The following is a 19,610-nucleotide window of genomic DNA, read 5'->3' as shown; positions in this document are numbered from 1 at the left end:
GCGCGACCGCATACTTCTCGAAGCGAGACGAACCGTCTCGGTTCACTTTCTGAGGAGACACAGTATGCGTACCGCCCAAACGTGGTTCATCACCGGTGCCAGCCGCGGCCTCGGCCGCGCGTTCACGGAGGCCGCGCTGGAGCGCGGTGACCGGGTGGCGGCCGTGGCCAGGAACGTCGGTTCCTTGCGTGAGCTGCAGGAGAAGTACCCGGACGGGCTGCTGGTCCAGGTGCTCGACGTGACCGACCGGGACGCGGTATTCGCCACCGTGAAGGCCGCGCACGAGCACTTCGGCCGCCTGGACATCGTGGTCAACAACGCCGGGACCATGTCCTCCGGCATGATCGAGGAGTTCACCGAGCAGGAGGCCAGGGCGCAGTTCGAGGTCAACTTCTTCGGGGCGTTGTGGGTGGCTCAGGCGGCGATGCCGTACCTGAGAGAGCAGAGGTCGGGGCACATCGTGCAGATCTCCAGCATCGGGGCGCTCGGCGCGTTCCCCACGACCGGCCTGTACAGCGCGAGCAAGTTCGCGCTTGAGGGCATGAGCGAGGCGCTGGCCATGGAGGCCGCCCAGTTCGGGGTCAAGCTCACGATGGTCCAGCCGGGCGGCTACTGGACCGATCTGTACACGAGCATGGCCACGGCCGAGCCGCGCCCGGAGTACGCCGAGCTGCGGGCCGAACTGGCCAAGCAGTGGGCGGAGGGTTCGGTGGACAGCGAGCCGCGCCTGGCCGCCGAGGCCATGCTGAAGCTGGTCGACAGCCCGAACCCGCCGCTGCGGCTCCTGCTCGGCAGCCTGGTCTACGACCTGGCGTTCAGCGTCTCCCAGCAGCGCATGGAGACGTGGGCCGCCTGGGAGGAGGTCAGCCGGGCCGCCGAGAAGGCGGTGCCCGCTCCCGGGCTCACGGCGTGAGCATGGAGACGGCGGTGTCCACGGCCCCGGCCACGTCGTCGTCCTGCGGGTACAGCAGTGCCCGGCCCACGACCAGCCCGCGCACACCGGGCAACTGCAGGGCCTTGCGCCACGCCGCGTACGCCAGGTCGGGCGCGTCACCGGGATCGCCGCCCAGCAGAAGCGTGGGCAGGGTGGTGGCGGCCATGACGCGCTCCATGTCCGCCACGACCGGGATCTTCAGCCAGGTCCTGGCCGAGGTCGCGCCGAGACCCTGGGCGACGTTGACGGCCTTGATGACGCCCTCGGGCGACAGGTCGTGGCCGGAGCGCGCCGACCAGAACGGCTCGACCATGGCGATCAGGCCACCGGCGGCGAGTTCGGTCACCGCCCTGCCGCAGGATTCCAGCGTGGCGGCGGTGCCCGGCTCGTCGAGGGCGATGCGGCAGAGCATCTTGCCGCCGTCGAGCCGCATCCGGGCGATCGTCGGCACGTCGTAGGCGGTGAAGCGGTCGTCGAACTCGAAGACCGCTCCCTGGATGCCGCCCCGGTTCATGGAGCCGATCACGATCTTGCCGTGCAGGGCGCCGAGCAGCAGCAGGTCCTCGATGACGTCCGGCGTGGCCAGCAGCCCGTCCACGCCCGGCCTGGCCAGCGCGGTCACCAGGCGGTCGAGCAGCTCCACCCGGCTGCCCATGGCCAGCGGGCGGCGGCCGGCCCCCAGCGCGCCGCGCGCGGGATGGTCGGCCGCGATGATCATGAGCTGGCCGCGCGCGCCGGTGGCGGGACGGCGCCGCCGCGAGGCCGCCGCGTCCGCGATGCGCTCCGGATACAGGGCCCTGATCTGCCGGATCTCGCGGTAGTCAGCCAATGCCCACCATCTCTGTGATCTCGACGGGACGCCGCTCGCGCCGCGACAGCTCCGCCGCCTCGGCCACGTAGAGGGCGGCCAGCGCGTCCCCGATCGTGCACTGACCGGTCGAGCCGCGCAGAAAGGCATCGATCTCCAGCGCGTACGCCTCGGCGAACCGGGTCACGAAGTCCGGCCACGGCGGCCCGTCGAACCCGCTGATCGGCGCGCGCGGGCCCAGCCCGACCACGTGGGTGGCCTTGCTCCCGGCCAGCTCCATCCGCACGTCGTAGCCGGCGCCGTTGTAGCGCGAGCCCTGCACGGTGGCCAGCGTGCCGTCGTCGAGTGTGAGCAGCGCGGCGCTGGTGTCCACGTCCCCCGCGGCGGCGAAGAAGTCCGCCGGGCCCAGGTTCGAGCCGGTGGCGTAGACGGTGGCCACCTCACGGCCGGTGATCCAGCGCACGAGGTCGAAGTCGTGGATGTGGCAGTCGCGGAAGATCCCGCCCGACGTGGCGATGTACTCGGCGGACGGCGGAGCCGGGTCCGCGGTGATGAGGTGGAGCCGGTGTGGTTCGCCCAGCTCACCCGCGCGCAGCGCCCGAGCGGCTTCGGCGAATCCGGGGTCGAAGCGGCGCTGGAAGCCGATCTGCACGTGCGCGCCCTTCTTGGCGGCCAGTTCGGCCAGCGCGCGGGTCTCCTCGACGGTCGCGGCGACCGGCTTCTCGCAGAAGGCCGGGATGCCACGCTCGATGGCCGTCCGCAGCAGTTCGGCGTGCGTTCCGGTCGGCGTGGCGATGACCAGCGCGTCGCAGGTGAACGGGTCACCCGGCCGCCCGTGCGGCGACGTGCGCACCGGGTCGGCGACGATCAGTTCCTCGACGAGCGGGTGGGCGGCCAGCGTGGCCGCGTGGAAGGCTCCGATCCTGCCCAGGCCGAGCAGTCCCACGCGCATCGCGCCTCCAAGGGTGTCGGCTTTCTTTCTAGGCGACGCCTCTGCCTCAGTCAAGACTTTGTCCTGACATTCTGACCTTTAGCTCCTGTACGGCTTCCGCCGCCCGATGCACCGGCACCCGCGCGAACCCGACCACCATCGCCGGCGGCCCCGGGCTGAACCGCATCGGCCCCACCGGCTCGGCGGCCAGCCCGAGCGCCTGCGCGGCGGCGGCCGCGGCCGCCTCGTCCCAGTCCTCGGGCAGCTCCAGGTACATGTGCAGCCCGGCCTCGATGCCCCGCACCCGGATCTCGGGCAGTTCCTCGTTCAGCGCGGTGACCAGGGCGTCCCTGCGCCTCCTGTACTCCCTGCGGGTGCGCCGCAGGTGCCGGTCGTAGCCGCCGGTGCGCAGGAAGTGGGCCAGCGCGTACTGCTCGATCACCGGGGAGCCGAGGTCGAGTTCGCCGCGCGCCCGCCGTACGGCGGCGGCGAGGTCTTCGGGCGCGGCCACCCAGCCCAGCCGCAGGCCCGGGGCCAGCGACTTGCTCACGCTGCCGGAGAGGATCACCCGGTCGGGCGCGAGCCCCTGCAGGCAGCCGACGGGGTCGCGGTCGAAGCGGAACTCGGCGTCGTAGTCGTCCTCCAGGACGACCCCGCCCCACTCGATGAGCTCGGCGCGGCGGCCGGGGGAGAGCACGACGCCGGTCGGGTAGTGGTGGGCCGGCGTGAGCAACACCGTGTCCGCCCCGCTGGCGGCCAGCGCCTTCACGTTCAGGCCCTCGTCGTCGCTGGGCACCGGTACCGGCGTCGCGCCCGCCCTCCTGACCAGCGGGACCTGGCGCGGGCTGCTGGGGTCCTCGATGGCCAGCCGTTCGACGCCGAGTACGAGCAGGCTCAGGCTGAGTCCCTGCGCCACGCCGCCGACGATGATGAGGTTCTCCGGGCGTACGTCGGCGGCCCTGACCCGCTTGAGGTAGCCGGCCAGCTCCTGCCTGAGCTCCGGCACGCCGCCCGGGTCGCCGTAGTCGAGCGCGTCGGAGGGCAGCGTGGCCAGCACGTGCCTGACCGAGGCCAGCCAGCGCTCGCGCGGGAAACCGCTGAGGTCGGGCGAGGTGGGGCGATGGCCGTAGAAGGGGGCGCAGACGGTGTCCTGGCGCGGCGGCGGCGCCTGGCGCGGCGCGGCGACGGCGGCCACGTGCGTGCCCTTGCCCACCCGCGAGACCAGGAACCCCTCCGCGACCAGCTGCTCATACGCCTCGACCACCACGCCTCGCGACACGGCCAGGTCGGCGGCGAGGTCCCGGCTGGCGGGCAGGCGCGTACCGGGCGCGAGGCGGCCGTCGCGGATCGACCCGCGCAGCTCGGCGGCGATCTGCGCGGCCAGCCCGCCCCGCTCCCGATCGAGCGGAACATGAAGATCGGTCACATTGGTCCCCGTTTATCGCGGGATATTGGACTGTTTCGGCAAGCCATTGTCTTTCTAGCATGCTGACCATGAGAAACGGAGCCCTCGGCGCGGCCACGGCCATGTTCATGGTGGGAACGCTCGCCGCCGTATCCGGCCTGATCAAGGACTATCCGGTGTACGGCGGGCAGGCCGTGCGCTACCTCCTTGCCGCGGCGGTCCTGCTGGTGGTGACCAGGGCGCTCGGGCTGCGGTTCGTCCGGCTGACGCTCCGGGAGGCCGGTTGCCTGGTGGGGCTGGCCGTACTGGGGCTGGTCGTGTTCAACATCTGCGTGATCGAGTCCACCCGCGACTCCGGCCCGGCGCTGGTCGGCACCGTACTGGGGACCGTACCGCTGGTGCTCGCGCTGGTCAGCGGCCGACCGGCGCCGCGGCTGCTGGCGGGGGCGGTCGTCGTCGTGGCGGGCGCGACGCTGGCCACCGGGCTCGGGACGGGGAGCACCGGCGGGCTGCTGTGGGCACTCGGCGCGCTGGTGGGCGAGGTGAGCTTCTCGCTCCTGGCCATTCCGCTGCTGCCGAAGCTGGGGGCGATCCGGGTGTCGGCCTACTCGACGGCGCTGGCGGTGCCCATGCTGGCCGTGGCGGGGGTGGCGGTCGAGGGCACGTCGATGTTCCGGGCGCCCACGATGCCGGAGGCGCTCGGACTGCTCTACCTGGCCGTTGTGGTGACGGTGGTGGCGTTCTTCCTCTGGTACTCGGCGTTGCCCAGGCTCGGGGCGGGGCGGGCGGGGTTGTTCGCCGGGATGATCCCGGTCGGTGCGATCGTGACCGGGATGCTGCTCGGCGTCGCCACACCCTCCGCCTACGACCTGCTGGGTGCCGGGCTGGTGATCGTCGGCATCGTGGCCGGGCTCACCGCTCGGCGCGGGCCCTCCGCGGCTAGCGTTTCAGCGTCGGCCACTGTCCGCTCTTGATGCCGCTCAGCACGATGAACACGGTGGCGACCCCGATGCCGCCCACGACGAGCAGGCCGATGGCCATGACGACGATGTATCCGACTTCCATGGCGGCCTCCCTCCTCTTACCGGATGAAACGCTGGGAGGAAGGCACCTGGTGTCCCGATATTTCGCGTTTTACCGAGATTTTGCGCCACCAGCCACAGAGACCACCCGCCCCGGGATCCTCCGTTCCCCACTGCCATCTGCCCGCAACCGCCCTCTCTTGGACCGCCCGCAGCCCGTCGGCCACCCTCTGCGGGGCAGGCCGCTGGGCGGGCTCGGTGTGGTGCGGGGTGGGTGGCGCCTGTGGGGTTCGGTTGCTCGCGCCTGAACAGGGTCAGGAGGTCTGGGCGGGGAGTTTGGGGTGGAAGCCGGGGGCCAGGGCGATGATGGCGGCCGCCAGGACCAGAGGTGCCGCGAACGCCACCTGCATCCCGGCCGCGTCCGCGATGCCGCCGACCAGTGCGGCGCCCACGATGAAGCCCACGTAGTTGAAGAGGTTCACGCGGGCGATCGCCACCCCCGTGCCCGCCGGGTCCAGGCGTCCGGCGGCCGAGAACGACTGGGGCGCCACCACCGACAGTCCCACCCCGGTCAGGCCGAAGGCGACGATGGCGAGCGGCTGGTTCGGGGCCAGGACGATGCCCAGGAAGCCCAGGGCGGCGATCGCGCCGCCGATCCGGACGATGGCCGCGGGGCCGTACCTTCTGACGGCGAAGTCCCCGCCGAGGCGCACGAGCAGCGTGGTCGCCTGGTACGCGGCGTAGGCCAGCGGGATGACCGAGGCGCCGGCGGCCAGGACGTCCTTCATGTAGACGGTGGAGAAGTTGGAGATGGCGGCGTCCCCGACGTACAGGAAGGCCATCGCCAGGCAGAGCGGGATGATCGGCTTCCACGGGAAGCGGGCGGCGGCGGGCGCGGTCTGCTCGGTCTTCTCCTCCTCGATCGTGCAGAGCAGCGGCCCGGCGATCAGTGAGCCCGCGACGGCCAGCACCATGGGCAGGGCCATCGTCAGCGACAGGGGGAGGACGGCGGCCATGGCCGACGCCCACAGCGCGCCGAGCAGGCTGGCGACGCTCCATACGCAGTGGAAGCCGTTGAGCAGCGGCCGGCCGTACCGGCGCTCGACGGCGACGCCCTGCATGTTCATGCCGGCGTCGACCGCGCCGACGCCCAGCCCGAACAGGAGCAGGGCCACGAGCAGGACGGGCACGTTGGGCGCCAGGCCGGTGAGGACGACGGCGGCGGCGACCAGCGGCTGGGCCAGGCGGAGCAGCCACTTGCTGCCCAGGCGCGCGGCCAGAGTGCCCGCGCCGACGCTCCCGACCCCGGCCAATACCGGGACGATCAGCAACAGGAGGGTTAGTTCGCCTTCGTCGAGCCGATGCCGGCCCTGAATGGCGGCGACCTGCGTGAGCAGGGTGGCGAAGGAGAGTCCTTGCACCGCGAACACGGCGAACGTGCCGGAGCGGGCCAGGCGGTTTCGGGGGGTCTTCACCGCGTGCCTCCTGCAGTAAACGTGAGGTGGCGTCAGGTTAGTGCCTTGGCCTCTCTCCTGACCAGGTCCTGCCGCAGCAGCGGCGCGAACCCCCACCACAGCAGCAGCGTCGTGCCCCCGCCCAGCAGTACGCCGCCGATCGTGTCGGAGAACCAGTGGGCGCTGAGGTAGGTGCGGTCCCAGACCATCAGGACCGTGAAGACGGCGGTCGCCGTCAGCCCGGCCCGCAGGTTCCCGGCGGCCATCACGGCCACGATGACCAGGCAGAACGCCACCGCCGTCACCACATGCCCAGAAGGGAACGAGCCGATGTCCACGCTCACCATCGGATCGGCCGGCCGCTCGCGCAGCACCAGCCGCTTGACGCCCTGCGCCACGATAGTGGTGGCAGCGGCGGCGGTGAGCAGCAGCACCGCGCCCCAGCGCCGTCCCGTCGCCAGCCACCAGGCCATCAGGACCACCATGATCACCACACTGCCCCGCCCGCCGCTGAGGTTGAGCAGGTGGGACAGCACAGTGAGCGCGTCGTTGCGGGTGCCGAGCATGGCCTCGTGCCACGCGGTGTCGAAGCCTTGCGTGAACGGCGCCGCCGGGTCGGCCAGCATGATCCCGGTGAAGACGGCGCCCAGGGCGAGAAGGACGAGGCCGCACGCGAGCGTCCAGCGGGGGCGGATTTCCATGCCGGGGAAGATAGGCGAACCCCTTAATGCTCGGTAGGTTTGTTGCAATTATGTGACCTGGTAAGGTGCCGGGGTGAAACGCCGGGGATACGCCACTGGGGAGGCACGGCGCGAGCGCATCCTCGCCATCGCCCTGCTCGAGTTCGCCGAGAACGGCTACCGCGGCGCCTCACTGGCCCGCATAGCCGAACGCGCGGAGCTCACCCAGGCCGGCCTTCTCCACCACTTCAAGAGCAAGGAACGCCTGCTCCTGGCCGTCCTCGACTACCGGGACGAGATGGACATGCGCCGCTACGGATTCGACGCCAGCGACGGGCCGGAGATGCTGAAGGTGCTGGTGGACGTGGTCGAGTACAACTCCCGCGTGCCCGGCCTCGTGCAACTGTTCTCCGTCATCAGCGGCGAGGCCGTGACGGCCGACCACCCCGGCCACGAGTGGGCCAGGAACCGTTACCACCGCCTGCGCGAAGGCGTCGCCGCCGCCCTGCGCCGCAGCGCCGAGAGCGGCCAGTTCCGCGCCGACCTCGACGCCGAGGCCCACGCCGACCGCCTCATCGCCATGATGGACGGCCTGCAGACCCAGTGGCTCCTCGACCCGGACCGCGTGGACATGCCGGCGATCTTCCGCGGCTACGTCACCGACCTGGCCGCCGCCCTCCGCGAGCCCTGACCACGCGCCGCACATCCTGACCCCGCTCAACCGGAGGCCGCCTCCCGGACCGGAGCGACGGCTGGAGCCCGTTCGGGACCCCTGAGGCCGGCCCAGGCGCCCAGGGCGATGACCGCGGCCACCTCCGTGGCGGCCATGCCGCGTTCGACCAGGCCGAGCGGCATGACCTGCCACCACGCGAGCCCGTTGCGGGTGGCCAGCACGATGGCCGCGCCGATGCCCGCCACCCACATCACCGACCCGAGCCCGAGCAGGAACGTCACCCAGGACATCCCGTGCCGATGCCGCCACGGCCGCGCGATGACCAGCGCCGCGATCGGCAGGCTCAGGAAGGCGATGAAGCTGCCCACCCGGTGGATGCTGCCGCTCAGGCTCGGCCCGACCGCCCAGTCGTGCTTGGGGAACGACGCCGTGATCAGCAGCCCCACGCTCCAGGCCAGCAGCGCGACGGTCCCGAACCAGCCGGCGATGCGCCGCCTGGCCAGTGACAGCCCGATCGCCGCCGAGCCGAGGGCCAGCGTGCCCACGCCGAGTCCGAAGATCCATCCCTGGTCGCCCAGGCCGTGCTCGCTGATCGTGCGGCGCAGGGGGTTGACCTCGCCCAGGTAGGCGAGATCCAGCCCGATGATCACCGCCACCCCGGCCACGACCGCCCCGAGCCCCGCCCGTGCCGCTCTCTCCATGCAGAAGACAACGGCCGCGATCCCGGCCCGATTCCGGGTGGAAACGTGGAGGGGCTGGGTTACGTTCGGAAGATGGACAAGGGGATGCTTGCCGAATGCCGTCACCTGCTCGATCACGGCATGCCGCAAGAGGTCCGCACGGCGTTCGACGCCGATCGGGGCTACCTGCCGCTGGCCATGGACAGATCGGGTGAGGGCGGGGCGGTGGCGGTGCTGTCCGACCGCAACGGCGGGCCCATGATCATGGTCCACCTGTTCAAGAAGCGGGGTGGCGACTGGGAGCACCGGGGCGGCGGCGGAGGCGGGACGATCGAGTATCCGCTGGTCGGCCGCGTGCCGGCGAAGGGGCCCGAGGACTACCTGCGGTGCCCGGGTAACGGCGGGGTGCTGATGAACCCGGAGCACCGGCTGCCCTGGACCGGCTGGTATCTACGGCACGCCGAGCTGACCGCCTCGGCCGAGGTACGGCGGGTGCGGGTGCGCGGACGCCTCATCGAAGTCCCCTTCCACGGCTTCCTGATCGTGGTCTGGTCGGCCCGCCGGGCACCCGCGGTGGAGGCGCTCGGCGAGGACGGCGAGGTGCTCACCACCCTGGACGTGAGCGGCCCCACCCTTCATTGAGCCGAAACGTTAGGCGTCGGCACCGACAGTTTCCGCCGCGCGCCGGATATCGTCGAAGTGTGAATGAACGTCCCGGATCCTGGCTGCCGAAACTCGCCGAGGTGGGCGAGCGGCTGGCCGAGGAATGGCAGTCGGCGCGCGGCCAGCAGCGCGCGAGCGACCTGCCCCAGCCGCACGAACTGCGCGCCTCCGACGCCGACCGCGAGCGCGTCGCCCAAGTGCTCCAGGACGCCCACGCCGACGGCCGCATCACCCTCGACGAGCTGGAGGAACGCCTCGGCGTCCTCTACTCCGCCCGCACCCTCGGCGACCTGGCCGGCCTCACCGTCGACCTGCTCCCCGCCGACGAGCAGCCGCTGCTCCTGGACGGGCGGCCGGTCGCGGCGATCTTCAAGAAGGAGGAGCGCGGCGGCCGCTGGGTGGTTCCGGCGGAGCTCGCCGTGACCGCGATGTTCGGGACGACCAAACTCGACCTGCGCGACGCGATCCTGCAGAACCGGCGCGTCATCATCAACGCGACGCTGGTACTCGGCGGGCTGGAGATCCACGTGCCCGAGGGGCTTGAGGTGATCCGCGTGGCCAAGGACAAGACCGTGCGCCTCACCAAGCAGCCCACCGAGCCCGACGGGCCGGTGGTCGAGGTCCGCACCACCAACTTCATGGGCGACGTCAAGGTCAAGGAGCCGCCTCGCCGTAAGCGCCGTCGCTGACTTCCGGTACGGCCCGCCGTACCGGAAGCCGGAAAGGCGGGCTCAGCCCGCGGTGTCGAAGTTGATCGCGGAGTAGGCGCGCAGCTTCCAGAGCTGGTGCTCGCTCTCGATCTTCCTGATCGTTCCCGAACGGCCGCGCATCACCAGCGAGTGCGTCACCGCAACGCCACCGCGGAAGCGCACACCCTGCATGAGCTCGCCCTGCGTGATCCCGGTCGCGGCGAAGAAGACGTCGTCGGAGCGGACGAGGTCGTTGGTGGTGAGGACCTGGCCGAGGTTCAGGCCGGCGTCGAGTGCCTTGCGCCGCTCGGCCTCGTCACGCGGCCACAGCTTGCCCTGGATGACGCCGCCCAGGCACTTCAGCGCGCACGCGGCCACGATGCCTTCCGGGGTGCCGCCGATGCCGAGCATCAGGTCGATGCCCGTGCCGGCGCGCGCGGCCATGATGGCGCCGGCCACGTCCCCGTCGGGGATGAACTTGATCCGCGCGCCCGTCTCCCTGATCTCCTTGACGATCTGGTCGTGCCGCGGGCGGTCGAGGATGACCACGGTGACGTCGGCGGGGGAGGAGCCCTTGGCGCGGGCGACGGCCTGGATGTTCGCCGCCACGGGGGCTTCGATGTCCACCACGTCGGCCGCTTCCGGGCCGGTGACGAGCTTCTCCATGTAGAACACGGCCGACGGGTCGAACATCGAGCCCCGCTCGCTCACCGCGATCACCGAGACCGCGTCCGGCATGCCGAGCGCCGTGAGCCGGGTGCCGTCGATCGGGTCGACGGCCACGTCGCACTCGGGACCGCTCCCGTCACCGACCTGCTCGCCGTTGAACAACATGGGCGCGTGGTCCTTCTCGCCCTCGCCGATCACGACGACACCGTTCATGGACACGGTGTTGATGAGCTGGCGCATCGCGTTGACGGCGGCGCCGTCCGCGCCGTTCTTGTCGCCTCTGCCCACCCAGCGCGCGGCGGCCATCGCGGCCGCCTCGGTGACGCGGACGAGCTCCATGGCGAGGTTTCGATCAGGGGCGTGCTCGCCCGTGGCCAGCGCTGCGGGTACAGACGTCTGATCGGACATGATGGTGGGGCCTCCTCGTGGACAACTGCCTCGATCGTAGTTGCCCCTCTATCCCCGGTCAGCGGAGGATAATGTGCCTCTCATGAGCAGCGATGTGGAACGGGCGGTGACGGGCCGGGGCGCGGCCACCCGTGTCGGCCTTCTCACGGCGGCCAAAGAGGTCTTCGTCTCGAAGGGTTTCGCGGAGGCGGGCGTGACCGATGTGGTGGCGCGCGCCAACGCAAGCGTCGGCAGCCTCTACCACCACTTCTCCGGCAAGGCCGATCTCTACCTCACGCTGTTCGAGGACTTCCAGGGCAGACAGACGCAGCGGACCAAGCGGGCCGCCCGCGAGGCCCGCGAGACGGGCGACCAGGACCCGATGCGCGTCTTCCTGCGCGCCGCCCGCGCCTACCTCGACGGCTGCCTGGAAGAGCGCGAGCTGGCCGCGCTGTTCCTGCGCGGGGACGGGCCGCCCGGATTCGAGGTCGTCATGCGCGACCGGCTCCGCACGTGGGCCTCGCGCAACGCCGCCCTGTTCGAGGGACAGCCCGCCCTGGTGATCGCCATCACCGGCGCGCTGGCCGCGGCCGTGAACGAGGTCACGCTCTCCGGCGACCGCAAGCTGGCCGACGACGTCCTCGCCATCATCGGCCAACTCCGACCCGTCGCCCCGGCAGGGTAGCCTCATCAGTTGTGCGGTTGACCCGAACTTTCTACTCCTACGCGGTGGCCCTGCTCGTCTGCCTGGCGGCGGTGGGCCTGTTCCTGCTGATGACGCCCCAGAGCAGGACAGAGCGCATCCCCAAGCGGGACTACTCGATCACGCTGGCCAACTTCAACCGGGCCGTGCCGTACAAGGTGTGGGGCCCCGCCCAGGACCCCGGCGGCTGGGTCCCCAACAGCAACCGCATCGCCGACGGCGCGAACGGCGCGAAGGTCCTCTATCTGGGGTACGCGACCGCGAAGCGCGAGCATGCCATGTTCGCCCAGTCGGGTGAGCAGCCGAGCGCCGGGTTCGGTAACCGCATGGCCAACAGCGACAAGTCCGTCGGCACCGAGCAGGTCAACGGCCAGCCCTGGGACAAGCGCTTCCGCGAGGACAAGAACCAGCGGACCCTGATCAGAACGCTGCCCGGAGTCACCCTCGTGGTCACCGGCACGGCCGACTGGCCCGAACTCGCCCAGTTGGCCGCCGCCCTCAAGGAAGTCCCCAAGCCCGCCGCCTGAGCTACCGCGCGATCGCCCCGACCAGCGCGTCGAGCCCGTCCTTGATCTGCTCGACCGTGAACCCGCGCTCGGTGCGCTGGAAGCTGAGCAGGCCCACGTTGACGGGCGCGAGCAGTACGTCGGCCAGGAAACGCTGGTCGGCGCCCGGCCGGAGCTGGGCGAGCAGCGCGGTCAGGTGGGCGTGGTAGACGTGGTACGGGCCGGTGAAGCGGGCCTTCGGCGAACTCTTCTCCAGGAGTAGAAAGAGTTCTTCCTGCCCGAAGAAGTGGTCGACGAGGGCGCGCAGGAACGCGGAGATCCGCTCGCCGGGCGTGCCCCCCGGCCCCAGCGGTGAGGGACCGCTCAGGAACGCCGCCTGGAAGTGCCGTTCCCGCTCGTCGATGAGCGCGTAGAGCAGCCCCGCGCGGTCGCCGAAGCGGCGGTAGACGGTTCCGACTCCCACGCAGGCCTCACGCGCCACCTCGTCGAGCGAGAGTTGCTCGGCGCCGCGTTCGGCGATCATGCGGGCGGCGCAGTCGACGATCTTCTGCCGGTTGCGTGCGGCATCGGCGCGTTCGGGAGGAGGTTGCCCGAGAACGGGGAGGAGCTGGCGTTCGCACACAGCTTGAGCATAGCCACTTGGAAACGGAGACTTCTCCGGTTAGTCTGATGCGGAGAGTTCTCCGTTTACATGTTTTGGGAGTGGCAATGCCGAACGACTTCAACCAGAAGGTGATCGAGGAGTTCCGGGCCAACGCCGGAAAGGTCGGCGGATACTTCGAAGGTCACGACCTCGTCCTTCTCACCACCAAGGGCGCCAAGACCGGCAACGAGACGACCTCGCCGGTGATGTACCTCCCGGACGGCGACCGCTACGTGATCATCGCCTCGAACGCCGGCGCCGACAACCACCCGGCCTGGTACCACAACCTGCTGGCCAACCCGGAGCTGACCGCCGAGATCGGCACCGAGACGTTCTCCGCCAAGGCCCAGCAGATCGACGGCAAGGAACGCGACGAGCTCTACGCCCGCATGGTCGCCATCGCCCCCGGCTTCGCCGAATACGAGGCCAAAACCACGCGCCGCATCCCCGTCCTCTCCCTCCACCGCACCTGACGTCTCTCTTCACGCTTCCTGCGCGCCTTGGGCGTCTCGCGCGCACGCCCCAACCCCTTCAAACTGCTTCAACCCCGCCCAGCCTTTACGGCCCAGCCAAGTGAGCCCCACCCGCCGCCCGTGGCTGGGCCCCGTCCAGGGGAACGGTCGTCCAGCGTGCGTGGCGGGCCACCGTAACGACCGCCCCGCCGGCCACCCGCGTGGTCCACGGGTCCGACCACGCGGCAGTCCACAAAGCCCGACCCCGCGGCAGCCCACAAAGCCCAGCCACGCGCCCACCGCCAACCCCGAGCGCACGCGGCGGGTTCACCGGCCGGAACCAGGCGCGGACCGCCGGTTCCGAACCCCGTGGCGTGGTGCTAGAACGGGGTGTCGTCGGTGGGTTCGGTGCGGCGGGCCATGGCGGCGGCTAGTTTGACGCGGGCCCCCTGCAGCCACTCCTCGCACACCGCGGCCAGCTTCTCGCCCCGCTCCCACAGCTCGATCGACTGCTCCAGGGTCAGCCCGCCCGTCTCCAGGCGGCGCACCACCTCGGTCAGCTCCTCCCGAGCCTGCTCGTACGACGGTGTCCTGTCGGAGGAGGCCCCGGGTGCGTTCTCATCTGCCACGCGACCCACCCTAGAGTCAGAGACCGACAATCGCGCCCTGGCCCGCCGATGGCCGTACCCGGCCTGACCTGGTTCGCCTAGGGCTCGTCGAGGGCGGGCTGCTCGGGTGCGGCCTTCTTGCGCGGCTTCCTGGCAGGCTTCGGCGCCGCGTCACCCCCAGAACCCGTGCCGCCCTCGGCCCGTACGGCCAGCCGGTCGTCGCTCAGCCGGATCGTCAGCACGTCGCCCGGCGCCACGTCCTTGGCCAGCCGTACCACGTCCCCGTCGGGACGCTGCACGATCGCATACCCCCGCTCCAACGTCGCCGCCGGAGACAGGGCCACGAGCTGGGCCCGCAGGTGCGACAGCGAGTCGGCGGCCCGGTCCAGCGAACCCGTCAGGCTGCGCCGCGTGCGATCCCGCAACGCGTCGACCTGCTCGGCCCTGCGTTCGAGCTCGCGTACCGGATCCGCCAGCGACGGGCGCGAACGCACCGACGTCAGCCACGACATCTCGCGGTCGAGCCAGCCGCCCACCACCCGGCGCCCCCGGTCACGCAGTTGCCGCACCAGCGTCAGCTGCTCGCCGACGTCCGGCACGACCTTCTTGGCCGCGTCCGTCGGCGTGGAGGCGCGCACGTCGGCCACCAGGTCGAGCAGCGGACTGTCCTGCTCGTGGCCGATCGCGCTCACCACCGGGGTACGGCAGGCCGCCACCGCCCTGACCAGGCTCTCGTCCGAGAACGGCAGCAGGTCCTCCAGCGAACCCCCGCCCCGCGCGACCACGATCACGTCGACCTCGCGGTCGGCGTCGAGCTTGCCGAGCGCCTCGGTGACCTCGCCCACGGCGTAAGGCCCCTGGACGGCCACCTCCTCGACCTTGAACCGCACCGCCGGCCAGCGGCGCCGCGAGTTCTCCAGCACGTCGCGCTCGGCCGCCGAGTCACGGCCGCAGATCAGCCCGATCGTGCCCGGCAGGAACGGCAGCCTGCGCTTGCGGTCGGCGTTGAACAGCCCTTCGGCGGCCAGCAACTGCCGCAACCGCTCCAGCCTGGCCAGCAGTTCGCCCACACCGACCGGCCGGATCTCCAGGGCGGTGAACGCGAACGATCCCCTGTTGACCCAGAAGTCCGGCTTGACGTGCACGACGACCCTGGCGCCGTCGGTCGGCCTCGGCACGGTCGCCTCGTAGACGCCGCGCGGCGCGGTGACCCGCGCGCTGACGTTGGCCACCGGGTCGCGCAGGGTCAGGAAGACCGTGCCGCCGCGCGCGCTCAGGTCGGTGATCTGGCCCTCGACCCAGACCGTGCCGAGCTTGCCGATCCACCCGCCGACCATCTGCAGGACCGTACGGATCGGCAAGGGCGACTCGGGAGAGGTCTTCGAGCTCATGGCGGCAGACTACGGTGCCCGGCCGACTATTCTCCGGCTTCGAGCTTGGCCAGGCGGTTCTCGTACATCTTCACGACCTCCGGCCGCCCCTGCGTGGCCCGCTCGTAGGCGAGCAGCTCACCGATCTGCGCCGCGCTCTTCCCACGCATCCGCGCGCGGAGCGAAGCAACCGTCAGCTCCCCATACCCCACCAAAGGCTCCCCAGGTACGGCTCCCGCCCCCTGAACAGCCTCCCCGGCACCCGGCTCGGCAACAGCCTTCTTGGCCGCAGGCTTGGAAGCAGCGGCCCTTGAAGCGGGGGCCTTGGAAGCGGCGGCCTTGGAAGCGGCGGCCTTGGAGGCGGCGGGCTTCGCGGTGGCGGTCCTGGCCGGCGCCTTCCGCGCGGGCTTCTTGACCGGCGCCTCGGCCCCGGTCCCGATCGCGGCTTCGGAAGCGGCAGCCGTGGTGGCGGCCTCCGGGGTCGCGACCTTCGGAGCCGCGGTCTTCGGCTTGGCGCTCGCGCGCTTGGCGGTCGTGCGCTTGGCCACAGGCTCGGCCGCCTCGACGACAACCGCCTCGATGACGGCCTCCTTGGCGACGGGCTCCGCGCTGACGGGCTCCTCGGCGACGGCCTCGGTGGTGGCGGCCTCCTTGGCGACGGGCTCGGTGGTGGCGGCCTCGGTGGCGGTGGGCTTCTTGGGAGCCGGTTCCTCCACGACAACCGGCTTGACCTCGACAGCCTCAGTGGCGGAAACAGCCTCGGCCGCGGTGGTGGCCTCGGTCGCCGGGGATGCGGGCGGGGTGGGCTCGGTGGGCTCGGTGGCCGAGGGGGTGGGGTCCGGCTTGGCGGACGGGGTGAAGATGACCGGGTCCGCCTTGGCCTTCGGGGCGGTGCCGTTCGGCTCGGCGGCGCCCGTGGCGCTCGGACGGGGCGCGAAGATGACCGGCTCCCGGCGCGCGGGCTTGTCCTCCGTGCTCTCGGCCAGCTGTTCGGCGGCGGGACGCTTGGTCTCCTCCGCCTCTTCCCGTGAGGCCAGCCCCTTGATCGAGTTCTTGACCCGGTCCACGAGCAGCAACGCCTGCCCGGCGGCGCTCAAGGTGGACTGGATGACGACGAGTGGCAGCTCCTTGGCCTTTTCCTTGTTGGTGATGGTCTTGGCGATGTTCCGTATCACGTCGCTGAGGGACATGAGGACTCCCTGGTTTACGCGGGGCGGGGGGCCCGTATTGGACGGCTAGTCTGGCAAACGCGTAACGGGCACGCACGCGCCGGCCGGTTCGCCGCTCCACGTAGCATAGGGAGCATGGAGCCGAAGACCCCCACCAGCCGACGCGTCCTCGTGGCCAAGCCCCGCGGCTACTGCGCCGGAGTCGATCGAGCCGTGGTCGCGGTCGAGAAGGCTTTGGAGCAGTACGGCGCCCCCATTTACGTGCGCAAGCAGATCGTCCACAACACCCACGTGGTCAAGACCCTGGAGGCCAGGGGCGCCATTTTCGTCGAGGAGACCGAGGAGGTCCCCGAAGGCGAGATCGTGGTCTTCTCCGCCCACGGCGTGAGCCCGGCGGTCCACGAGGAGGCCCGCAACCGGCAGCTGCGCACGATCGACGCCACCTGCCCGCTGGTGACGAAGGTCCACAACGAGGCCAAGCGCTTCGCCGGCCAGGACTACGACATCCTGCTCATCGGCCACGAGGGTCACGAAGAGGTGGAAGGCACCGCGGGCGAGGCCCCGGAGCACATCCAGCTCGTCGACGGCCTCGACTCGGTCGAGCGCATCCAGGTCAAGGACCCGAGCCGGCTGGTCTGGCTCTCGCAGACGACCCTGTCGGTCGACGAGACCGTCGAGACGGTCAACCGCCTGAAGGAGCGCTTCCCGACGCTGCTCGACCCGCCGAGCGACGACATCTGCTACGCCACCCAGAACCGCCAGGTCGCGGTGAAGGAGATCGCCGCGGAGTCACAGCTCGTCATCGTGGTCGGCTCGGAGAACTCCTCCAACTCCAAGCGCCTGGTCGAGGTGGCCAAGGACTACGGCGCCGACGCCTCCTACCTGGTCGACTACGCCGCCGACATCCGGGACGAGTGGCTGGAGGGCGTCGACACGGTCGGCGTGACCAGCGGCGCCTCGGTTCCGGAGGAACTGGTCGAGGAGGTGCTGGTCCGCCTGGCCAAGCACGGCTTCGACGACGTGCGCGAAGTGCAGCCGGTGGACGAGCGCGTGCGCTTCGCCCTGCCCCACGAACTGCGCAAGGACCTGCGCGCCTCCTGAGCCCAGATGGACCCGCCGCGAGGGACGAAGGCCCTGGTGGGCCCCCGGCAAAGGGTGGTCAGGGCTCTTCGCGGCGGGCGGTGCCGTACACGCGAGGCTCGAAGTAGCCCTCGGGTTCGGGCGCGAAGGCCTGCTCCCTGCGCGGGCGCGGCACGTCCGTCACCGACCGCAGCTCCTCGCGCAGGTCGCGCACGTTGTCGCGCAGGCCGCGCCGCCAGGCGACGGCCAGCACGATCGCCGACCCCGCGAACAGCCAGGGCGCGCCCGCCGACATCGAGGTGTAGAGGCCGAGCGCGAGTGAGCCGAGCACCGACGCGGAGCTGAAGGCCCGCAGCAGCTCGACGATGAACGTGGCGCAGAAGAACACCAGAGGCGGCGTCACCACCAGCGACAACAGTTCGCGCCGGTTGACGAGCATCGCCCCGAACAGGTTCCCCGCGATGAAGACCAGCCCCATCAGGAACCCCAGCCCGAACACCGATGCCAGGACATATCCCGCCACGGTGGCCACGAAGGCGAGCGCGACCGCGCCCCGGGCGGTCAGCTTCACAGCCGAACGCCTGCCTTTCCCACTCACCGGTCCCGCCCCCCTTACTGCGACCCGTTGGCCAACTTACCGTTCGCCTGCGAAAGCAGAGACGAGGTTTCCAGTAGTTCGGGGGAGGCGAGGGGCCTGGGCAGCCCCTCGAGCATCTCGGGCGCGTCGAGGTCGCCGTCGACGACGCCGAGATCGTGAAGCTTGCGCGCCGTGACCAGAACACGGCTTTCGAGCGAACCGACTGTCTTGTTGTACGCCTCCACGGACCGCGTCAGAGCCTTGCCCAGCGCGTCCACGTTACGCCCCAGCGACGACAGCCGCTCGTACAGTTCCTTGCCCAGCTCGAACACCGCCCGCGCGTTCTCGCTCAGCGCCGCCTGCTGCCAGGCGTAGTGCGCGGTGCGCAGCATCGTGATCAGCGTGGTCGGGGTGGCGATGTGCACCCGCCTGACCATCGCGTACTCCAGCAGGCCCGGGTCACGTTCCAACGCCGGCGCCAGGAACGCCTCGCCCGGGATGAACAGCACCACGAACTCGGGCGACGGGTTGAATCCCTGCCAGTACGCCTTCGAGGCGAGCTGGTCGACGTGCTGGCGTACGTGCTTGGCGTGGGCGTCGAGGCGTACCGATGCCAGGGACTCGTCCCCGGCCTCCGCGGCCTCCAGGTAGGCGGCGAGGGAGACCTTGGAGTCGACCACGATGTTCTTGCCGCCGGCCAGCCGTACGACCATGTCGGGGCGCTGGGCGCCCTCGGTGACCTGCTCGTCGAAGTCGCAGTGGCGCTGCATGCCGGCGATCTCGGCCACGCGGCGCAGCTGCAACTCGCCCCAGCGTCCGCGCGCCTCCGGCCGCTGCAATGCGCGCACGAGCGTCGTCGTCTGGGAGCGGAGTTGTTCGTTGCTCTGCCGTACGAACTCCATCTGCTGTGACAGCTCGGCGCGGGCGGCGCGCGCGCCCGTCTCGCTGTCGCGCAGCTGCGTCTCGACCCGGGCCAGCAGGTCCTTCAGCGGCTCCACCAGGTGCTCGACGGCCTGCTTGCGCTGTTCCAGCTCGCCGCTTGCCTCGGCGCGGGTGGCGGCGAAGCGGGTCTCGGCGAGTTCGAGGAAGCGGATGTTGTTGACGTCGAGCGCGCGGGTCGACAGCGCCTGGAACCGCTCCGCGAGCTGCCCCTCGACGTAGGCGAGCTTGTCGGCGGACGCCTTCGCCCTCGCGTCGGCCTCGGCCACCCGTACCGCCATCCTGGTCCGCGCCAGCAGGAACCCGATGGCGACCCCGACGGCCAGTCCGATGAGAAGCGAGACGACATCCACTCCACGCATGGTCGCATGACATCGGGCAGTGGATCTTCCCGACACGCTTGTGCATTCCGCTTGTGCGGTACATCTCGCGTCACTCAGAGTACCCATATGGCTACCGGATCGCGGATGATCGTCTCGCTCGCCGCCACCGTCGCGGTGGCCGCCGTCGTGCTCGCCGCGGCGAGCCCGGGCCACTCGCGCCGGTCCCGGGCCGCGCCGCCCCCCAC

The 19,610-nt window shown here is 71.0% G+C and carries 23 protein-coding genes; 9 read left to right on the top strand and 14 right to left on the bottom strand.

Going from position 1 to position 19,610, the window contains the following annotated elements; all coding sequences use genetic code 11:
• The first annotated feature begins 64 nt into the window (after positions 1–64).
• The gene (locus ACFWY5_RS37460; protein WP_379637597.1) at positions 65–913 is read left to right on the top strand and encodes an SDR family oxidoreductase; all 849 of its coding nucleotides are present in this window, start codon (positions 65–67) and stop codon (positions 911–913) included.
• Here ACFWY5_RS37460 and ACFWY5_RS37455 read toward each other — a convergent pair.
• From ACFWY5_RS37455 to ACFWY5_RS37445, 3 genes are read right to left on the bottom strand one after another with little or no spacing between them, the layout of a single operon-like run.
• A complete protein-coding gene (locus ACFWY5_RS37455; protein ID WP_379637596.1) occupies positions 903–1,763 on the bottom strand; it encodes a deoxyribose-phosphate aldolase in 861 nt (286 codons plus the stop codon). The two genes, ACFWY5_RS37460 and ACFWY5_RS37455, sit on opposite strands and share 11 nt — an antisense overlap.
• Positions 1,756–2,694, bottom strand: coding sequence for a Gfo/Idh/MocA family oxidoreductase (locus ACFWY5_RS37450; RefSeq protein ID WP_379610688.1), 939 nt, complete (start codon positions 2,692–2,694; stop codon positions 1,756–1,758). The genes ACFWY5_RS37455 and ACFWY5_RS37450 overlap by 8 nt, the downstream gene beginning before the upstream one ends.
• A 46-nt stretch (positions 2,695–2,740) precedes the next feature.
• On the bottom strand, positions 2,741–4,099 hold the full coding sequence (locus ACFWY5_RS37445; RefSeq protein ID WP_379637595.1) for a PLP-dependent aminotransferase family protein: 1,359 nt from the start codon (positions 4,097–4,099) through the stop codon (positions 2,741–2,743).
• Positions 4,100–4,167: 68 nt separating this feature from the next.
• On the opposite strand from ACFWY5_RS37445, the gene ACFWY5_RS37440 reads away from it, so the two are divergent.
• Complete coding sequence (locus ACFWY5_RS37440; protein ID WP_379637594.1) at positions 4,168–5,052, top strand: EamA family transporter; 885 nt, start codon at positions 4,168–4,170, stop codon at positions 5,050–5,052.
• Here ACFWY5_RS37440 and ACFWY5_RS37435 read toward each other — a convergent pair.
• From ACFWY5_RS37435 to ACFWY5_RS37425, 3 genes are all read right to left on the bottom strand, one after another.
• Positions 5,018–5,143, bottom strand: a complete 126-nt coding sequence (locus tag ACFWY5_RS37435) for a hypothetical protein (protein ID WP_379610684.1) — start codon at positions 5,141–5,143, stop codon at positions 5,018–5,020. The genes ACFWY5_RS37440 and ACFWY5_RS37435 overlap by 35 nt on opposite strands.
• Before the next feature lie 271 nt (positions 5,144–5,414).
• Positions 5,415–6,575, bottom strand: a complete 1,161-nt coding sequence (locus tag ACFWY5_RS37430; protein WP_379610683.1) for an MFS transporter — start codon at positions 6,573–6,575, stop codon at positions 5,415–5,417.
• Positions 6,576–6,607: 32 nt separating this feature from the next.
• Entirely contained in the window at positions 6,608–7,255 is a 648-nt protein-coding gene (locus ACFWY5_RS37425; protein WP_379637593.1) for a phosphatase PAP2 family protein, read from the bottom strand.
• Positions 7,256–7,328: 73 nt separating this feature from the next.
• Between ACFWY5_RS37425 and ACFWY5_RS37420 the strand changes: the two genes are divergently transcribed.
• Positions 7,329–7,925, top strand: a complete 597-nt coding sequence (locus ACFWY5_RS37420; protein WP_379610681.1) for a TetR/AcrR family transcriptional regulator — start codon at positions 7,329–7,331, stop codon at positions 7,923–7,925.
• 26 nt (positions 7,926–7,951) lie between these two features.
• Here ACFWY5_RS37420 and ACFWY5_RS37415 read toward each other — a convergent pair whose 3' ends face one another.
• A complete protein-coding gene (locus tag ACFWY5_RS37415; protein WP_379610680.1) occupies positions 7,952–8,608 on the bottom strand; it encodes a DUF998 domain-containing protein in 657 nt (218 codons plus the stop codon).
• Between the two features lie 72 nt (positions 8,609–8,680).
• Here ACFWY5_RS37415 and ACFWY5_RS37410 point away from each other — a divergent pair, with 72 nt between their 5' ends.
• Both ACFWY5_RS37410 and ACFWY5_RS37405 read left to right on the top strand, forming a co-directional pair.
• Entirely contained in the window at positions 8,681–9,229 is a 549-nt protein-coding gene (locus ACFWY5_RS37410; RefSeq protein ID WP_379610679.1) for a hypothetical protein, read from the top strand.
• A gap of 59 nt (positions 9,230–9,288) precedes the next feature.
• Entirely contained in the window at positions 9,289–9,939 is a 651-nt protein-coding gene (locus ACFWY5_RS37405) for a DUF1707 domain-containing protein (protein WP_379637591.1), read from the top strand.
• 42 nt (positions 9,940–9,981) lie between these two features.
• On the opposite strand, the gene glpX is transcribed toward ACFWY5_RS37405, so the two are convergent.
• Complete coding sequence (gene glpX, locus ACFWY5_RS37400) at positions 9,982–11,016, bottom strand: class II fructose-bisphosphatase (protein ID WP_379610677.1); 1,035 nt, start codon at positions 11,014–11,016, stop codon at positions 9,982–9,984.
• 82 nt (positions 11,017–11,098) lie between these two features.
• On the opposite strand from glpX, the gene ACFWY5_RS37395 reads away from it, so the two are divergent.
• Together ACFWY5_RS37395 and ACFWY5_RS37390 are read left to right on the top strand one after the other, a co-directional pair.
• Positions 11,099–11,680, top strand: a complete 582-nt coding sequence (locus ACFWY5_RS37395) for a TetR/AcrR family transcriptional regulator (RefSeq protein ID WP_379610676.1) — start codon at positions 11,099–11,101, stop codon at positions 11,678–11,680.
• A gap of 11 nt (positions 11,681–11,691) precedes the next feature.
• Complete coding sequence (locus ACFWY5_RS37390; protein WP_379637590.1) at positions 11,692–12,225, top strand: DUF4245 domain-containing protein; 534 nt, start codon at positions 11,692–11,694, stop codon at positions 12,223–12,225.
• 1 nt (position 12,226) lies between these two features.
• On the opposite strand, the gene ACFWY5_RS37385 is transcribed toward ACFWY5_RS37390, so the two are convergent.
• On the bottom strand, positions 12,227–12,826 hold the full coding sequence (locus ACFWY5_RS37385) for a TetR/AcrR family transcriptional regulator (RefSeq protein WP_379610673.1): 600 nt from the start codon (positions 12,824–12,826) through the stop codon (positions 12,227–12,229).
• A gap of 86 nt (positions 12,827–12,912) precedes the next feature.
• On the opposite strand from ACFWY5_RS37385, the gene ACFWY5_RS37380 reads away from it, so the two are divergent.
• Positions 12,913–13,320, top strand: a complete 408-nt coding sequence (locus ACFWY5_RS37380; protein WP_379610672.1) for a nitroreductase family deazaflavin-dependent oxidoreductase — start codon at positions 12,913–12,915, stop codon at positions 13,318–13,320.
• Positions 13,321–13,679: 359 nt separating this feature from the next.
• Here the strand turns inward: ACFWY5_RS37380 and ACFWY5_RS37375 are convergent, their stop codons facing one another.
• The 3 genes from ACFWY5_RS37375 to ACFWY5_RS37365 form a co-directional block, all read right to left on the bottom strand.
• Positions 13,680–13,928, bottom strand: a complete 249-nt coding sequence (locus ACFWY5_RS37375) for an exodeoxyribonuclease VII small subunit (RefSeq protein ID WP_379610671.1) — start codon at positions 13,926–13,928, stop codon at positions 13,680–13,682.
• A 77-nt stretch (positions 13,929–14,005) separates the two neighbouring features.
• A complete protein-coding gene (gene xseA / locus ACFWY5_RS37370) occupies positions 14,006–15,298 on the bottom strand; it encodes an exodeoxyribonuclease VII large subunit (RefSeq protein ID WP_379637589.1) in 1,293 nt (430 codons plus the stop codon).
• A gap of 26 nt (positions 15,299–15,324) precedes the next feature.
• Positions 15,325–16,467, bottom strand: a complete 1,143-nt coding sequence (locus tag ACFWY5_RS37365; protein ID WP_379637588.1) for a hypothetical protein — start codon at positions 16,465–16,467, stop codon at positions 15,325–15,327.
• A 114-nt stretch (positions 16,468–16,581) separates the two neighbouring features.
• On the opposite strand from ACFWY5_RS37365, the gene ACFWY5_RS37360 reads away from it, so the two are divergent.
• On the top strand, positions 16,582–17,547 hold the full coding sequence (locus tag ACFWY5_RS37360) for a 4-hydroxy-3-methylbut-2-enyl diphosphate reductase (RefSeq protein ID WP_379610668.1): 966 nt from the start codon (positions 16,582–16,584) through the stop codon (positions 17,545–17,547).
• A gap of 58 nt (positions 17,548–17,605) precedes the next feature.
• On the opposite strand, the gene ACFWY5_RS37355 is transcribed toward ACFWY5_RS37360, so the two are convergent.
• Positions 17,606–18,097: a DUF6542 domain-containing protein gene (locus tag ACFWY5_RS37355; protein ID WP_379637587.1), complete on the bottom strand. Its 492-nt coding sequence runs from the start codon at positions 18,095–18,097 to the stop codon at positions 17,606–17,608.
• Between the two features lie 41 nt (positions 18,098–18,138).
• Positions 18,139–19,404, bottom strand: a complete 1,266-nt coding sequence (gene rmuC / locus ACFWY5_RS37350) for a DNA recombination protein RmuC (RefSeq protein ID WP_379610666.1) — start codon at positions 19,402–19,404, stop codon at positions 18,139–18,141.
• Between the last annotated feature and the right edge of the window lie 206 nt (positions 19,405–19,610).

Source organism: Nonomuraea sp. NPDC059007, assembly GCF_042740555.1.
In the GTDB taxonomy this organism is placed as follows: Bacteria; Actinomycetota; Actinomycetes; order Streptosporangiales; family Streptosporangiaceae; genus Nonomuraea.
Note: the sequence above shows the minus strand (reverse complement) of the source record. Positions and strands in the feature narration are given on the sequence as shown.

Bases quoted from the DNA above. Each gene is read 5' to 3' on its own strand.
- ACFWY5_RS37460 (WP_379637597.1), top strand. From the start codon at position 65: ATGCGTACCGCCCAAACGTGGTTCATCACCGGTGCCAGCCGCGGCCTC.
- ACFWY5_RS37450 (WP_379610688.1), bottom strand. From the start codon at position 2,694: ATGCGCGTGGGACTGCTCGGCCTGGGCAGGATCGGAGCCTTCCACGCG.
- ACFWY5_RS37440 (WP_379637594.1), top strand. From the start codon at position 4,168: ATGAGAAACGGAGCCCTCGGCGCGGCCACGGCCATGTTCATGGTGGGA.
- ACFWY5_RS37435 (WP_379610684.1), bottom strand. From the start codon at position 5,143: ATGGAAGTCGGATACATCGTCGTCATGGCCATCGGCCTGCTCGTCGTG.
- ACFWY5_RS37425 (WP_379637593.1), bottom strand. From the start codon at position 7,255: ATGGAAATCCGCCCCCGCTGGACGCTCGCGTGCGGCCTCGTCCTTCTC.
- ACFWY5_RS37415 (WP_379610680.1), bottom strand. From the start codon at position 8,608: ATGGAGAGAGCGGCACGGGCGGGGCTCGGGGCGGTCGTGGCCGGGGTG.
- ACFWY5_RS37410 (WP_379610679.1), top strand. From the start codon at position 8,681: ATGGACAAGGGGATGCTTGCCGAATGCCGTCACCTGCTCGATCACGGC.
- glpX (WP_379610677.1), bottom strand. From the start codon at position 11,016: ATGTCCGATCAGACGTCTGTACCCGCAGCGCTGGCCACGGGCGAGCAC.
- ACFWY5_RS37395 (WP_379610676.1), top strand. From the start codon at position 11,099: ATGAGCAGCGATGTGGAACGGGCGGTGACGGGCCGGGGCGCGGCCACC.
- ACFWY5_RS37380 (WP_379610672.1), top strand. From the start codon at position 12,913: ATGCCGAACGACTTCAACCAGAAGGTGATCGAGGAGTTCCGGGCCAAC.
- xseA (WP_379637589.1), bottom strand. From the start codon at position 15,298: ATGAGCTCGAAGACCTCTCCCGAGTCGCCCTTGCCGATCCGTACGGTC.
- ACFWY5_RS37365 (WP_379637588.1), bottom strand. From the start codon at position 16,467: ATGTCCCTCAGCGACGTGATACGGAACATCGCCAAGACCATCACCAAC.
- ACFWY5_RS37360 (WP_379610668.1), top strand. From the start codon at position 16,582: ATGGAGCCGAAGACCCCCACCAGCCGACGCGTCCTCGTGGCCAAGCCC.
- rmuC (WP_379610666.1), bottom strand. From the start codon at position 19,404: ATGCGTGGAGTGGATGTCGTCTCGCTTCTCATCGGACTGGCCGTCGGG.